Here is a 15,857-nt window from a genome sequence, read left to right as displayed (position 1 = left end):
GTGGAGCGCATCGGGATCGAGAAGGGGTTGGAACAGGGGCGCGGCGAAGGCCGTCACGAAGGGCTGCGCCAGGCGCTGTCGTCCCTGCTCGAACGTCGCTTCGGTCCATTGCCCCCAGCCGCCCGCGAGCGCGTGCAGACCGCGTCGGCGGACACTCTTCAGATATGGCTGCTGCGCGTGCTGGATGCGGCGAGGCTGGACGACGTGTTCGAGGATTGATCAAGCTGCCGCGGCACGAGCCACCCTGCCCGTGCTGCGGCTTCTTGCCAGGTGCGCGCAGCCTCCAGCCTGGTAAGAAAGATCATCGAACGCAGGACCTGCGGATACCGCAATCAGGAATCCTTCTTCCTGAAAATCCCGGCCGCATTTCACTGGTAATGCTCGATGAAACAAATTTTTCGGGGATGATCAGCAGTGGTCCTACCGCAGCGTCTGCCTGATGCATCGACGATGCTGCAGGACTCGCATGAGCAATGCCAGGGGCAAGGCCGGCGCCCATCGACCGCGCCTACGCCGCCTGAAGCGTACGGCCCAGGGCGCAGCGCTTGATCCATGCCCTGGCCGGCAATTCGATTCGTCTATACAACCAGGCCGAACAAAGGGCGACGAGCAGCAGTCCGCCGAGCAGGACGACGAGCGAGGCGCTCACATCGAGATACCTGCCCAGGGCGCGGCCGGTCATGGCCCGGCTGAAGGTGTCGGCCGTCTCCATCAACAGCATGTGGCACATGTAGATCGCATACGAAATCTCGCCGAGAAAAACCAGGGGCTTCGTTCCGAGTAGCGCAGCGGGCCAGCCTTGATTGCACGCCAGCGTCACGAGCAGCAGCGCGAACAGCACGACGATGACGATGTCGCGGGCACCGGCGTGCATGGCTGCGACGGTCGCTGCGGCAACCAGGACGAACACCGACGTTCTGCCGAGTGCGGCGGCACGAGGCGATTGGTACAGGCCGTACAGCATGGCGCCGAGTGTGAACTCGGTCAGGCAGCGCCACAGGCCCAGGTCGTAGGTCACGTCCAGGTCGCGGCCGCCGTGGCTCACGCCGAGCAGCAGGGTTACCAGGCCCAGTGCCAGCCCCGGGAACAGGCGGCGCGAGCCGTGCAGGGCGAGCGCCAGCAGCGGAAAAACCACGTAGGCGGCCCACTCCGTGCCTACCGACCAGGCGGGCCCGTTCCACGTCAGGGAGTCATGCAGGCCGAGGCCTTGCGTCATCGTCAGGTGCGTGGCCAGCGCCAGCGGCTGCTTGTCATGGCTGAAGGGCTCGACGTCCAGCTTCGAGATGCCGGAGGCCATGAGCCACCATTTCGCGAGCTCCAGTGCGAGAAAGCCCGCCAGGACGGCAAGGTGCAGCGGATAGATGCGGGCGAACCGGGAGACCAGAAACGACTTCACCACCGGCGCGTGCAGCGTTTGGCCGAATGCCGCTCCGTGCACGTGCATCATGATGAACCCGCTCAGCAGGAAGAAGAGGTCGACCCACAAATAACCTTTGACGACGAACCGCGTGTGCTCGGCCAGGTCCAGGTTGGGAAGGAACCCGCCTGAGTAGTGAAAGAGCACGACGAGGATCGCGGCGATGCCGCGCAGCCCGGTGAGCGCTTCGATGCGTGCGGTGCGGGGAAGGTTCGTCATGCCGGCAAGGAACGAACCCCGGACCGGCAGGCCCGGGGTGGCGTGCGGCGCGCTCAACCCTGGCGCACTGCCTGGCTTGGCAGGTACTGATAGGCCCAGGTCTCGGTCAGCGGCTTGTCGTCCGCGCGCAGGAACAACCGCATCTCGACCGGCTCGTCGTCCGTGACGTGAAAATCGAACTGTGCGCGCCAGTGGCCGGCGACATCGTTGGGCACGGCTTCGGTGAATACGTACGAGAACTCGCCGCGCGAGGCCCACAGCACGGCTTCGGGCTTGGTTCCGTAGGGCAGGTCCGCGAGCGGGCCGCCCAGAAACTCGACCATGAACTTGCGTACGTTCTCGGGGCGCGGCTGCCCCGGCTGGCCGCCGTTGCCCTGGCGGGTGGCGACGCAGCGGCCGAGCGGCGAAGGGAAGGGCTCGTCGGCGCGCCAGTACAGCTTGTAGTCCAGATCGATGCGCTCGCCTTTGCGGGCGGGTTCGGCGCGCACCCACATGGCGACGATGTTGTCGTGGATCTCGTCGTCGGTGCGGATCTCGATGAGCTGCACCGCGCCCTTGCCCCAGTCGCTGACCGGCTCGACCCAGAGGCTGGGCCGGCGTTCGTAGTGCACGCCGTCCATGTAGTGGTCGAAATTGCGGTCGCGCTGGAGCAGGCCGAAGCCGCGCGGCGCGCTGTCACCGAAGGACGATACGGTCGTATGCGGCGGGTTGTTGAGCGGGCGCCACAGGTGTTCGCCGCCCGAGGTCCACAGCGCCAGCCCGTCGGAATCATGGACTTCGGGACGGATGTCGATGGCGCCCGGCTTGTTGTTCTCGGAGAACCAGTACATCGAGGTGAGCGGCGCCAGCCCCAGCCGCTCGATGTCCTGGCGCAGGAACAGGCTGGATTCGATCTGCATGTCGACCCACCGGCCGCGCTGCATGACGAAGCGGTAGGCGCCGGTCAGGCTCTGGCCCTCGAGCAGGGCATACACCGTGACCGCGTCGCTGCCCGGCTTGGGCGGTTCGAAGTAGAAGCGGGTGAAGGTCGGGAACTCTTCGGGCTTGCCGCCCACGGCCGGGTCGATGGCCACGCCGCGGGCCGACAGGCCATATTGATACAGCTCGCCGATGGCGCGGAAATACGAGGCGCCGAGAAACGCGACCCAGTCGTTGCCGCGCCAGTCCGGCGCGTCCTTGTCGCCCAGGCGGCTCTCCTGAAAGCGAAAGCCGGCGAACCCGCTGCCTTTGGGCAGCGCACGCGCGGGGCTGTCCTTGGGCATGTCGAAGTAGTTCTCGTCGTAGACGATCTCGCGCGCCTGCTGGCCGTCGAGGACGTACATGTGGACGGGAATCTGGAAGAAGCGGCCCAGATGAAAGAAGGTGACCGGGAACTGGCCAGGGCCGTCGGCGAACAAGGCGAGATCGGGCTTGAAGCGGATCTTGCCGTGGGCGTCGTAGTCGATGCGCTCGAGCACGTCGCGGGGCAGATCGGTGGGGGGCTCGTAGGGCTTGCCGGCGAGTGCCTGGGCTTGCTCGCGCAGCGCGTCGAAGGAGAAGGGCTTGGCCGCTCCCAGCGTGAGCTGTTCGGCTGCCAGGGCGGGGCGGATGCCGGCCGAGGCCAGCGTGGTGGTGGCGGCTGCGGTGGCGAGAAAGCGTCGGCGATCGATCATGTGGCTCGGAAAAGGACTCGCAAAAGAGGGCGCTGCATGTGTTTACAGCTCGGTTCGGCACTATTGTGCAACAATCACCGATTCCGTGAAATCCAGCCCTTTTTCCTGTTGTGACAGAGGACTCGTGACCGATCATTTCCCTGCCCGTTGGCACATGCCGCTCCGGGCTCTTGCCCTGGTCTTCGCCACTTTCGTTGCCTCGGCCGCCTGTCAGGCGGCCGAGGCCTTCACCTACGACGACGTCGTCAAGCGCGCTCGCGAGCTGGTCGACGAGCGCTATGCCGCGCCGCCCGCCAACCCGATTCCGGACATCCTGCGCAACCTGAAGTTCGGCGGTTATCAGGAGATCCAGCAAAAGCGCGAGTTCTATCTGTGGAACGACAGCGCCAACGCGTTCCAGGTCAAGCTGAACCATCCCGGCATGCAGTTCGGCACGCCGGTCAACGTCAACATCGTCGACGAGCAGGGCGTGCACGAGGTCAAGTACGACCCCACGCAGTTCGAGTTCGGCAAGCTCGAGGTCGACCCGGCCAACCTGCAGGGGCTGGGCGTGGCGGGCTTTCGCGTGCTCAACGCGATCAACAGTCCGGACAAGCCGGATGACGAGATCGCGTCGTTTCTCGGCGCCACTTATTTCCGCATGATCGGCCGCGGCCAATGGTACGGCGCCTCGGCGCGCGGGCTGGCGATCGATACGGCCCTGCCGTCGGGCGAGCAGTTTCCGCGCTTCACCGATTTCTGGATCCTGCGTCCCGGGGTGCACGACGACGCCGTCACGGTGTATGCCCTGCTCGACGCCCCGGCGGCGACCGGCGCCTTCGAGTTCGTCATCCGCCCGGGCGAAGACACCGTCGCCGACGTGCAGGCACAGCTCTTCTTTCGCAATCAGGTCGGCAAGCTCGGCATCGCGCCGCTCACCAGCATGTTCCTGTTCGGCTCGAACCAGCCGTCGCCAACGCCGAACTTCCGTCCCGAGCTGCACGACTCCGATGGCCTGGCGATACGCGCCGGCAACGGCGAGCTGATCTGGCGTCCGCTGAACAATCCGCGCCGGCTGTCGGTAAGCTCGTTCGCCATCGAACAGCCGCGCGGCTTCGGCCTGATGCAGCGCGGGCGCGGCTTCAGCCGCTACGAGGACATCGAGGATCGCTACGAGCTGCGTCCGAGCGTATGGGTCGAGCCCGTGGGCGACTGGGGCAGGGGCGCCGTCGAACTGGTCGAGATCCCCACCGGCGACGAGACCAACGACAACATCGTGGCGTTCTGGGTGCCCGAGCAGCAGCCCGAGGTCGGCACGCCGTTCAAGCTGCAGTACCGCCTGTACTGGACGCGCAACGACATTGCCTTTCACGATCCCAATCTCGGCTGGGTGTCGCAGACGCGGCGCTCGCCCGGCGAGGTGCGCGGCGACGACCTGGTCCGGCGTCCGGACGGTACCATTGCGTATCGCGTGGACTTTCGCGGCACGGTGCTGGAGGATCTGGACCCGGCCACTGCGGTGACGGCCGAGGTGTCGTCCAACGGCAATGCCGAGATCGTCGAGAACCGGGTCGTGCGCAATCCGGCCACGCGCGGCTATCGCCTGCTCCTGAAGATCAAGCCGGGCGATCCGGCCAAACCCGTCGAACTGCGCGCGGCCCTGAAGACGGGCGAGCGGACCTTGTCCGAAGTGTGGTCCTATCAAGTTCCGGCACAGGAGGCCGCGGCGAATCGCTGAAACGAAGGCCCCTCCCTTACGCGCTCACGCGCGCCCCCCAAGGGGCGGCACTGGCGGACCGGCAAAGCCGGCTCCGCTGTGTCCTGGATCGCATTGCCGCGGTTTCATGCGTCGGGGTGACGCGCAGCGCCATGAACAACTGAAATGAAGAACATGTTCAAGTCCGCGCCGCCCCAGGCCGCGGCAGCAATGTCCGAACAAGGACGCGCGGCTGGCGCCGGCGTCGACCTCGTGCAGCGCTATCTCGAGCGCCTGCCCCTGGATGAAGCCGCGCGCGAGGCCGTGCGCGCCGACGTCGCCCAGCGCGGCGATGCCGGCGTGAGCGACGTGTTGCAGGCACTGGGCGATCCCGATGCCGCTCATCAGGCGGCGTCGCAGCGCCGGCGCCTGGAGGGCGGCTTCGGCAGTAGCTTCGCGGCCGAAGCGCTGCACGCCGATACCGACACGGGCGCATGCGCGGCGGCTGCGCCGCCGCTGCAGCGCGCGTCCATGGTGCCCGAGCCCTGGATCACCAATCCGTTCACGCGGGCCGTCGCGCGCATGCGCGGCAAGGCCAGCCAGCGCCAGGCCGAGCGGCGCGAGCTGGGCGACACCAAGGGCTGGCGCTCGGCCGGGCATTTCCGCCGTTCGGTCCTGCTCGTGCTCATGCTCGTGCAGACGGCGATCGCGACCTGGTACATGCGCGGGGTGCTGCCTTACCAGGGCAGCCAGCCGCTGGAGATCGCCATCCTGGTGCTCTTCGCGCTGCTCTTCTGCTGGGTGTCTTCCGGCTTCTGGACCGCGTTGATGGGCTTCGTGCAGCTCATGATCGGACGCGACCGCTACAGTATCTCGGCGAGTACGGTCGGCGACGAGGCCATCGAGCCTCAGGCGCGCACCGCCGTTGTCATGCCGATCTGCAACGAGGACGTGGCGCGGGTGTTCGCGGGCCTGCGCGCCACCTACGAGTCTGTCGCACGGCGCGGCACGCTCGATCACTTCGACTTCTTCATCCTGTCCGACAGCTATCACGCGGACAACTGCGTGGCCGAGCAGACGGCCTGGGTCGAGCTGTGCCAGGCGGTGGGTGGTTTCGGGCGCATCTTCTATCGCCGCCGCCGACGCCGCGTCAAGCGCAAGAGCGGCAACATCGACGACTTCTGCCGCCGCTGGGGCAGCGCCTACCGCTACATGATCGTGCTGGACGCCGACAGCGTCATGAGCGGCGAGTGCGTCACGCGCCTCGTGCAGCTCATGGAGGCGCATCCGGACGCCGGTATCATCCAGACCGCGCCGCGCGCGGCCGGCATGGACAGCCTGTACGCGCGCATCCAGCAGTTCGCGACCCGCGTCTACGGTCCGCTCTTCACCGCCGGGCTGCACTTCTGGCAACTGGGCGAATCGCACTACTGGGGGCACAACGCCATCATCCGCCTGCAGCCCTTCATCGAGCACTGCGCGCTGGCGCCGCTGCCTGGCAAGGGTTCCTTCGCGGGCGCGATCCTGTCGCACGACTTCGTCGAGGCCGCCCTGATGCGACGCGCAGGGTGGGGGGTCTGGATCGCCTACGACCTGCCCGGCAGCTATGAGGAGCTGCCGCCCAATCTTCTCGACGAGCTCAAGCGCGACCAGCGCTGGTGCCACGGCAACCTCATGAACTTCCGGCTGTTCTTCATCGAGGGCGTGCATCCGGTGCACCGGGCGGTGTTCCTCACCGGGGTGATGTCCTACCTGTCGGCGCCGTTGTGGTTTCTGTTCCTGGTGCTTTCCACCGCCTTGCTCGCGGTGCATACCCTGATGGAGCCGCAGTACTTCGTCGAGCCGCGCCAGCTCTTTCCGATCTGGCCGCAGTGGCATCCGGGCAAGGCGATCGCGTTGTTCTCCACTACGGTCATCCTGCTGTTCCTGCCCAAGGTGCTGAGCGTGGTCCTGGTCTGGGCCAAGGGCGCCAAAGAGTATGGCGGCAGCGTCAAGCTCTTTGCCAGCATGCTTCTGGAGGTGTTGTTCTCGATGCTGCTCGCGCCGGTGCGCATGCTGTTCCACACGCGCTTCATCGTGGCCGCCTTTCTCGGCTGGAAGGTCCAGTGGAACTCGCCGGCGCGCGGCAACGACGAAACCGGCTGGCGCCAGGCCTTCGGTGCGCACGGCTCGCAGACGCTGCTTGGCATCGGATGGGGCGCGCTGGTCGCCTGGCTGAATCCGAACTTCCTGTGGTGGATGGCGCCGATCCTCGCGTCGCTGTTCCTGATCGTGCCGGTGTCGGTGTTCTCCAGCCGGGTGTCGCTGGGGCGCCGCGCCTTTCGCTCGCGCCTGTTCCGCATCCCCGAGGAAACCCAGCCTCCGCGCGAGCTGCGCGCGACCGATCGCTACCTGAAGCGCAACCTCGCGCAGACTTATCCGCGCTTTGCCGACGCGGTGGTGGATCCGGTGGTCAACGCGCTGGCTTGCGCGATGGCCACTGCACGGCACCGGCCGTCGCTGCCGGTGGAGTCGGCGCGCGACAAGCGCGTCGCCTCGGCGTTGGCCGATGGGCCGCGCGGGCTCGGCGAGGCCGACCGTGTCCGGCTGCTGGACGATCCGGTCATGCTGGCCCGGCTGCATGTCGGCGTCTGGCGCGAGGGCGAGCGGCTCGTACGCTGGCAGCCCCGGTCCGATCGCGGCTCCTGAGGCTCTGCGCGCCCGACCCAACGCATGGCGGCGGATCGGGGCGCGGCCCGCCTCGCGACATGCGCATGCAGCCCCAGAGCATGAACGGATGCGGCGCTTTCTCCCGGCACGCCGCATGCAGGCTGAAACGCCAGGCTACGAAACCTATCAGCAACTCGGCCGGTATGGCGCCGCCGTACAGCCAAGGCGCAGAGAGGGGCGGGAGTGCTGCCGATATTTTCGGGTTCGCAGCGGCCGTGTTGGTGACAAACTGAGTCATGTGTCACAATTGGCGTGAATTGTGTGAATCCAGCGCACCGCTGTCTTCCGACATCGCCCGAGCCATGAAGTTATCCGACTTGCCGAGCACGCACACCGCCGGCCTACGTCCGGCAGACGGTGTGTCACCGCAAGCCGCGCCGCGCGTCGAGCCGGGCGGCGAGACGGCCGCGACCCGGTCGCGCCGCGTCGCCGTGCTGGCTTTCCTGGCCGGTGCGCTGGCGGCGGGGGCCGTGACCATCCTGGTCCTCGACGTGGGCCGGGACGGGCCTGTGCGGGCGCTGGCCCCGGAAGAGCCCGAGCCCGCGGCGGAATCGGTTGCCGAGCGCTGGCCAGGTGCGCGCCTGACCACCGCCGCGGCGGCGACCGGAACAGGGCAGAGCCCGCGCGCACAGCTCGTCGCCGGCACGGACGCGCCGCCCAGCGAACCGCTGGCCGACGTGGCGCGCAAGCTGTCGCCGGAATGGCGGCTGGCGTACGCATCACCCGACACCTCGGCCGAGCGCAGGGCGTCGCGCAGCGCGGCGCCAGGGCCCGCGCCGGCCGCGCCTCCCGCGGCACCGCTCCAGAACGCGCCCATCACCCTGGCCAGCGCCGACGCCGGCACGCTGCAGTACGGCATCGGGGTGCGCGTCTATCGCAGCGGGCCCGATGTCGCCGCCATGCTGTCCGAATGCGACAGCCGCGGCTTCTTCGCGCGTCCGGCATGCCGGGCGGAGGTCTGCCGGCCCTACGTCGGGGTGGTGGCCGAGTGCCCCTTGCCCGAGCAGACCATCCTGCACTGAGGCGTCGCCAGTTCGTGCGGGGCACGGCGGCGGGTGATACAATCTCCCTTTCCTCCCGGCTTCATCGCATCCAGCCGGTGTGAGCACGCCCCTCGGTGTACCTGCTTTTCTTTCGGGCGTCATCGTCGTTTGTGTCGTCGTCGTTTGCACCCGGCCGATCACCGAGGCCGGGCTCCCACTCCCTACACTGATCGATTCTTTGAGCGAATCCACACATTCCTCGGGCGTGCCCGCAGGCGTGACCGGCCCGCAGGCGGCCGAGACGCCCACCACTTTCGGCCAATTCGGCTTTCATTCCGATATTGCGCGGGCCATCGCCGAGACCGGCTACAGTACGCCCACGCCCATCCAGGCGCAGTCGATTCCCGTCGTCATCGCCGGCCGCGATGTCATGGGGGCGGCGCAGACGGGTACGGGCAAGACGGCCGCTTTCACGCTGCCCATCCTGCAGCGGCTCATGCCGCTGGCGAGCCACAGTACCTCGCCGGCGCGGCATCCCGTGCGCGCTCTGATCCTCACCCCGACGCGCGAGCTGGCCGACCAGGTCGCCGAGAGCGTGCGCCGCTACAGCAAGTTCACCCCGCTGCGTTCGGCGGTGGTGTTCGGCGGGGTCGACATCCGGCCCCAGAAGGAGGCGCTGCGCCAGGGCTGCGAGATCCTGATCGCCACGCCTGGCCGTCTGCTGGACCACGTGGAGCAGCGCAACGTCGATCTGGGCCAGGTCGGCATCTTCGTCCTGGACGAAGCCGACCGCATGCTCGACATGGGCTTCCTGCCCGATCTCGAGCGCATCATCCAGTTGCTGCCGCGCCAGCGCCAGAACCTGCTGTTCTCGGCCACGTTCAGCAACGAGATCCGCAAGCTTGCGCGTTCCTTCATCAGCCACCCGGTGGAGATCGAGGTGGCGGCACGCAATGCGACGGCCGACAACGTCACGCAGGTGGCCTATGCGCTGCCCGCCGAGGCCAAGCGCGGCGCCGTCGCGCATCTGGTCAAGTCGCGCGGCCTGAACCAGGTCATCGTGTTCTCCAACACCAAAATCGGCACGTCGCGCCTGGCGCGCCAACTGGTGCTGGACGGCGTCAAGGCGGAGTCGATCCATGGCGACAAGAGCCAGCTCGACCGCATGAAAGCGCTGGACGCCTTCAAGGCGGGCGAACTGGAAGTGCTGGTGGCGACCGACGTGGCCGCCCGCGGCCTGGACGTGGCGGGGGTGCCCTGCGTCATCAACTACGATCTGCCTTACAACGCCGAGGACTACGTGCACCGCATCGGCCGTACCGGCCGGGCCGGGGCCTCGGGCGAGGCGATCTCGCTCTTCGCGCCCGAGGAGGAGAAGTTCCTGCTCGACGTGGAGAAGCTGATCGGCCGCCAGGTGCCGCGCGGCACGCTGGATCTGCCCACACCGCCGCGCCATCGTGAGCGCGAGCGTACGGGCGGCGGTGCGCCGCGGCGCGACGAGCGTGGGCCGCGTTCGTCCACGCGGCCCTACAGCCCCCGCCAGCAGCCGGTCGACGAGTTTTTCCTGAAGCCGTACGAGCCCTCGACGGCGTCGGTGGCTTCCAGCCAGCAGCGGCAAGACAACAAGCCCGTGCCGCGCCGGCAAGTCGGCCTGCTGCTCGGCGGCGGCAAGCGCTGAGGCGGGCCCGGCGCGCGGTTTCTCAACGCCAGCGTCGCGCCCAGGCTTCTGTGGCGCAAGGCCAGAAGTCGTCCAGCCCGCCGGCCTCGAAGCGGGCGAAACCCAGGTATTCCCACGCGTGCATGAGCGCCTCGAGCGGTTTGCCCGCGTCGAAGGGCGGTGCGCCGTTCTGCTTGGAGAGCTTGCGCCCGTCGGGCGCCACGACCAGGGGTACATGCATGTAACGCGGCCGCGGTTGGCCCAGCATGTCGTAGAGCGCGCATTGGCGGGCTGTCGACGTGAGCAGGTCGGCCCCGCGCACGATGTCGGTGATGCCCTGGGCGATGTCGTCGAGCACCACGACCCACTGATACGCCCAGAGCCCGTCGGCGCGCCGGATCACGAAATCGCCCACCTCGCGCGCCACGTCCTGGCATACGCGGCCCAGCCAGCGGTCGTCGATGCAGATCTCGCCGGGCGGCACCCGAATGCGCCAGGCGCGCGGCGCGCGCCCCGGCGCCAGGCCCTGCCGGCAGGTGCCGAGGTAGGGGCGCTCGCCAGTGATGGGCGACGGCGGCGCCGCCTCGGCGATCTCGCGCCGCGTGCATCCGCAAGGATAGACAGGCACGCGCGCGGCCAGCGCATCGAGCGCATGCTGATAGCCGGCCAGGCGCGAGGACTGGTAGAGCACCGGCCGATCCGAATGCATGCCCAGTGCGGCGAGCTGCGCCAGGATGACGCGATCGGCGCCGGCGACCGTGCGCGGCGCGTCGATGTCTTCGATACGCACCAGCCAGGTTCCGCCGTGGGCCAGCGCGTCGAGGCGGCTGGCCAGGGCGGCGACCAGCGATCCGAGGTGCAGCGGGCCGGAGGGGCTGGGCGCGAAGCGGCCGACATAGGCGGAGCGGGCGGATACGGGCACGGCAGCGAAAAGGGCAGGGACGGACCCGCGGTACCGGTCCGCGGGTGCAGCCGATCAGTGTAGCCGAGCCGGGTCACGGCGGCCGTCCGCGGCTACAATCCGGGACATGTCTGATATGAAACGACCCCCACGCTCACTGCGTTCGCTGCCCCCCTGGGGGGCTTCAGCCTCCTTCGGGCGGCCGTGCGGAGAGGGAATGCCCCCACGCTCACTGCGTTCGCTGCCCCCCGGGGGGGCGTCAGCCTCCTTCGGGCGGCCGTGCGGAGGCTGACATGTCCTCCCAACCCGCTTTCGTCCATCTGCGCGTACACACCGAGTTCTCGGTGGTGGACGGCATCGTGCGCATCCCCGATCTGGTGGGCCGCGTCGTCGAGCATGGCCAGCCGGCCGTCGCCGTCACCGATCTCGGCAATCTCTTCGGCCTCATCCGTTTCTACAAGGCGGCACGCGGCAAGGGCGTCAAGCCCATCGCCGGCTGCGACGTCTGGGTCGAGGGCGAAGGCGATACCGCGTTCCGCCTGCTGCTCCTGGTCAAGGACCGCCAGGGCTACCTGAACCTGTGCGAGCTGCTGTCGCGCGCCTATCTGACCAACCAGCGGCGGGGCCGCGCCGAGATCCGCCGCGAATGGCTCGTCGAGCTGTCCGAAGGCCTGATCGCGCTGTCCGGCGCGCGTGCCGGCGATGTCGGCCAGGCGCTCGCGGCGGGCAACGTGACGGCCGCCTGCGTCGCGGCCGAAACCTGGGCCGCGATATTTCCCGGGGCGTTCTACATCGAGCTGCAGCGCAGCGGCATGGAGGGCGACGAGACCTACGTGCGCGGCGCGGTGGCCGTGGCCCAGCGCACCGGGTTGCCGGTGGTGGCCACGCATCCGGTGCAGTTCATCGAGCGCGACGAGTTTCGCGCCCACGAGGCGCGCGTGTGCATCGCCGAGGGCGAGCTGCTTGCCAACCCCAAGCGGGTGCGCCGATTCTCCGAGGAGCAGTACCTGCTGTCCTCGCAGGAGATGGCCGAACGCTTCGCGGACGTCCCTTCCGCGCTCGCCAACACGGTCGAGATCGCGCGTCGCTGCAACCTCACCCTGGAACTGGGCAAGCCGCGCCTGCCCGACTTTCCCACGCCGGACGGCATGCCGCTGTCGGACTACCTGATCCAGCTCGCCGAGGAAGGCCTGGCGGTGCGCATGGAGCAGTTGTTCCCCGACCCGGCCGAGCGCGCGGCCAACCACGAAACCTACTACGCCCGTCTGCGCCTGGAGTGCGACACCATCATCAAGATGGGTTTCCCGGGCTACTTCCTGATCGTTGCGGACTTCATCAACTGGGGCAAGAACAACGGCGTGCCGGTAGGGCCGGGCCGGGGTTCGGGCGCGGGCTCCCTGGTGGCCTTCAGCCTGGGCATTACCGATCTCGACCCGATCCGCTACGACTTGCTGTTCGAGCGCTTCCTGAATCCGGAGCGGGTGTCCATGCCCGACTTCGACATCGACTTCTGCCAGGACAACCGCGATCGCGTGATCGAGTACGTCAAGGAGAAGTACGGCCGCGATGCGGTGAGCCAGATCGCCACCTTCGGCACGCTGGGCGCCAAGGCCGTCGTGCGCGATGCGGGCCGCGTGCTGGACATGCCCTATCTGTTCTGCGATGGGCTGTCCAAGCTGATCCCGCACAACCCGGCCGATCCGTGGTCGCTCGACCGCGCCCTGGCCGAGGAGCCGGCCTTCCGGGAGCGCTACGAGCAGGAGGAAGAGGCGAAGGCGCTGATCGATCTCGCCAAGCCGCTGGAGGGCCTGACCCGCAACGTCGGGATGCACGCCGGCGGCGTGCTGATCGCCCCCGGCAAGCTCACCGACTTCTGCCCGCTGTACTGCCAGCCGGGCCAGCAGTCGAGCGCGGTATCGCAGTACGACAAGGACGACGTCGAGGCGGTCGGCCTGGTCAAGTTCGACTTCCTGGGGCTGCGCAACCTCACCATCCTGGAATGGGCGGTGCGCTACGTGCGCGAGTTCAACCCGCAGCGCGCCGACTTCGACCTGATGAAGCTCGCGCTGGATGACCCGGCTTCGTACAAGCTGCTGTCCGACGGCAACACCACCTCCGTGTTCCAGCTCGAATCGCGCGGCATGAAGGAGCTCCTGAAAAAGCTCAAGCCCAGCAACTTCGAAGACATCATCGCCGTGCTGGCGCTGTACCGTCCGGGCCCGCTCGGTTCGGGCATGGTGGACGACTTCGTCAACCGCAAGCACGGCCGCGCGCGCGCGGAATACTTCCACGACGACCTGGAGCCGGTACTCAAGAGCACGTATGGCGTGATCGTGTACCAGGAGCAGGTGATGCTGATCTCGCAGATCATCGGCGGCTACACGCTGGGCGGCGCCGACATGCTGCGCCGGGCCATGGGCAAGAAAAAGCCCGAGGAAATGGCCAAGCACCGCGAGATCTTCGAGAAGGGCGCGCTCGAGAAGGGCTACGACCCTGCGCTTGCGGTCACGCTCTTCGATCTCATGGAGAAGTTCGCGGAATACGGCTTCAACAAGAGCCACACCGCGGCCTACGCGCTGATCGCCTACCACACCGCGTGGCTGAAGGCGCACCATCCGGCCGAGTTCATGGCGGCCACCCTGTCTTCCGACATGGACGACACCGACAAGGTCCAGATCTTCTGGAACGACACGCTGGCCAACGGCGTGAAGGTGCTGCCGCCCGACGTCAACGAATCCGAATACCGCTTCGCGCCGGTGCAGGACGAGCATACGGCGCGCGGCCGGCCGCCGCGCACCATCCGCTACGGCCTGGGCGCCGTCAAGGGCACCGGACAGGCCGCGGTGGAAGAGATCCTGCGCGTGCGGCGCAGCGGCCCGTACACCGATCTTTTCGATTTCTGCCGTCGCGTCGACCGCCACATCGTGAACCGGCGCACCATCGAAGCACTGATTCGCGCGGGCGCCTTCGACTCCCTGCAGCCGAATCGCGCGGCGCTGTTCGCCACGCTGGGCAGTGCCATCGACGCGGCCGAGCAGGCCGAACGCGCGGCCAGCCAGGTCTCGCTGTTCGGCGACGGCGACCTCGCCGAATCGCTGCACCACGAACTGGCCCAGGTCGCGCCCTGGGATCTGCGCGACCAGCTCACCCAGGAAAAGACCGCGCTCGGCTTCTACTTCAGCGGCCACCTGTTCGACGCCTACGCCGGCGAGGCGCGGCGGATCTCGCCGACGCCGCTGGCGCGCCTGCAGCCCTCGCGCGAGCCGCAATGGATGGCGGGCATCCTCACCGACATGCGGGTGCAGATGACGCGGCGCGGCAAGATGGTGTTCGCCGTGCTGGACGACGGCACGGCCCAGCTCGAGATCTCGGTGTTCAACGAGCTCTACGAGATGAACCGCGGCAAGCTCAAGTCCGACCAGTTGCTCATCGTGCAGGGCAAGGTCTCGCACGACGAGTATTCGGGCGGCATGCGCATCGTCGCGGAGGCCCTGCATGACCTGCAGATGGCGCGCGAGAGCCGGGCTCGGGCGCTGCGCATCGCGCTGAACGGCAATGCCGACGCGGTGCGCCTGCGCGAGATGCTCAATCCCTACCGGGCCGAGCCGGAGAACGGCATGCCGGGCACGCCGGTGGAAGTCTGCTACGCCAGCGACACCGCGGCGTGCACCGTGCGCCTGGGCGTGGATTGGCGCGTACGCGTGCCGGACACCTTGATCGAGCAGCTCGTGCAATGGGCCGGGGCGCCCGGCGTATCGCTGGAGTACTGATGGCGGCTGCTCCCCAAGCGGGCCGGCCGGCGCAAGCGTCGGGCGGCACGGTGAACGGCCGTCCCCGCCTGTCCGTGATCGTCATCACGCGCAACGCCGGGCGCCACCTGGCCGCCTGCCTGGCTTCGGTCGACTTCGCCGACGAGTGCGTGGTGCTCGATTCGGGCAGCGATGACGACACGCTGGCCATCGCGCGTGCGCATGGCGCGCGCGTGGAATGCTCGGCCGACTGGCCAGGCTTCGGTGCGCAGAAGAACCGCGTGCTCGCCCTGGCGAGCGGCGACTGGGTGCTGTCGCTGGATGCGGACGAGTGCGTCACGCCCGAGCTCGCGCAAGAGATCCTCCAGGTACTGGCGGCGCCCGCGCACGTCGCGTACGACATGCCGCGGCTGTCGAAATTCTGCGGCCGCTACATGCGGCATGGCGGCTGGTGGCCCGACCGGGTGCTGCGCCTGTTCCGCCGCGGCCAGGCCCGCTTCACCGACGCGCGGGTGCACGAGAAGCTCGTTGCCGAGGGCAGCGTGGGGCATTTGCGCTGGCACCTGCTGCACGACACGCACGCCGATCTGGACGAAGCCATCGCCAAGATCAACCGGTACTCGACCGACAGCGCCCAGGTCCTGCACGCGCGCGGCAAGCGCGCCAATCTGCCGGGCGCCGTCGGACATGGGGTGTGGACCTTCATCCGCATGTATTTCCTGCGGCTGGGCCTGCTCGACGGCCGTCATGGCTTCGTCCTGGCCACAGTGACCGCCATGGGCAGCTACGCGCGCTACGCCAAGCTGATGTTCCTGAACGACGAGGCGCGGCGCGAGCGCGCAACCCCCCCTCGCTGACCCCCTACGCTGCCACATGCTGCATCCCCATTCCCGAC

Annotated in this window: 10 protein-coding genes; 7 read left to right on the top strand and 3 right to left on the bottom strand. The window is 68.2% G+C overall.

All coding sequences use genetic code 11. The features are described from left to right. The coding region (locus tag FOZ76_RS05115; protein WP_170235297.1) for a DUF4351 domain-containing protein at window positions 1-219 on the top strand (219 nt) is incomplete at its 5' end. A gap of 289 nt (window positions 220-508) precedes the next feature. Here the strand turns inward: FOZ76_RS05115 and FOZ76_RS05110 are convergent. After that, the gene (locus FOZ76_RS05110) at window positions 509-1,636 is read right to left on the bottom strand and encodes an acyltransferase family protein (protein ID WP_143947047.1); all 1,128 of its coding nucleotides are present in this window, start codon (window positions 1,634-1,636) and stop codon (window positions 509-511) included. A gap of 53 nt (window positions 1,637-1,689) precedes the next feature. Then, window positions 1,690-3,288 carry an OpgD/OpgG family glucan biosynthesis protein gene (locus tag FOZ76_RS05105; RefSeq protein WP_143947046.1) on the bottom strand — a complete coding sequence of 533 codons (1,599 nt, stop codon included), beginning with the start codon at window positions 3,286-3,288 and terminating at the stop codon, window positions 1,690-1,692. A 124-nt stretch (window positions 3,289-3,412) separates the two neighbouring features. Here FOZ76_RS05105 and FOZ76_RS05100 point away from each other — a divergent pair, with 124 nt between their 5' ends. From FOZ76_RS05100 to FOZ76_RS05085, 4 genes are all read left to right on the top strand, one after another. After that, complete coding sequence (locus FOZ76_RS05100) at window positions 3,413-5,005, top strand: glucan biosynthesis protein G (RefSeq protein WP_246129288.1); 1,593 nt, start codon at window positions 3,413-3,415, stop codon at window positions 5,003-5,005. Between the two features lie 189 nt (window positions 5,006-5,194). Then, window positions 5,195-7,651 (top strand): glucans biosynthesis glucosyltransferase MdoH, encoded by a 2,457-nt coding sequence (mdoH, locus tag FOZ76_RS05095; protein WP_143947072.1) that lies wholly within the window; start codon window positions 5,195-5,197, stop codon window positions 7,649-7,651. Window positions 7,652-8,031: 380 nt separating this feature from the next. Then, entirely contained in the window at window positions 8,032-8,694 is a 663-nt protein-coding gene (locus tag FOZ76_RS05090) for a hypothetical protein (RefSeq protein WP_143947045.1), read from the top strand. Window positions 8,695-8,893: 199 nt separating this feature from the next. Then, the gene (locus FOZ76_RS05085; protein WP_425473236.1) at window positions 8,894-10,333 is read left to right on the top strand and encodes a DEAD/DEAH box helicase; all 1,440 of its coding nucleotides are present in this window, start codon (window positions 8,894-8,896) and stop codon (window positions 10,331-10,333) included. 22 nt (window positions 10,334-10,355) lie between these two features. Here FOZ76_RS05085 and gluQRS read toward each other — a convergent pair whose 3' ends face one another. Further along, complete coding sequence (gene gluQRS / locus FOZ76_RS05080) at window positions 10,356-11,234, bottom strand: tRNA glutamyl-Q(34) synthetase GluQRS (protein ID WP_143947044.1); 879 nt, start codon at window positions 11,232-11,234, stop codon at window positions 10,356-10,358. A gap of 272 nt (window positions 11,235-11,506) precedes the next feature. Between gluQRS and dnaE the strand changes: the two genes are divergently transcribed. Continuing rightward, entirely contained in the window at window positions 11,507-14,983 is a 3,477-nt protein-coding gene (gene dnaE, locus FOZ76_RS05075) for a DNA polymerase III subunit alpha (protein ID WP_143947043.1), read from the top strand. Then, complete coding sequence (locus tag FOZ76_RS05070) at window positions 14,983-15,819, top strand: glycosyltransferase family 2 protein (RefSeq protein ID WP_143947042.1); 837 nt, start codon at window positions 14,983-14,985, stop codon at window positions 15,817-15,819. Before dnaE ends, FOZ76_RS05070 begins: the two co-directional genes overlap by 1 nt. Window positions 15,820-15,857: the final 38 nt, after the last annotated feature.

Source organism: Verticiella sediminum, assembly GCF_007558815.1.
In the GTDB taxonomy this organism is placed as follows: domain Bacteria; phylum Pseudomonadota; class Gammaproteobacteria; order Burkholderiales; family Burkholderiaceae_B; genus Verticiella; species Verticiella sediminum.
Note: the sequence above shows the minus strand (reverse complement) of the source record. Positions and strands in the feature narration are given on the sequence as shown.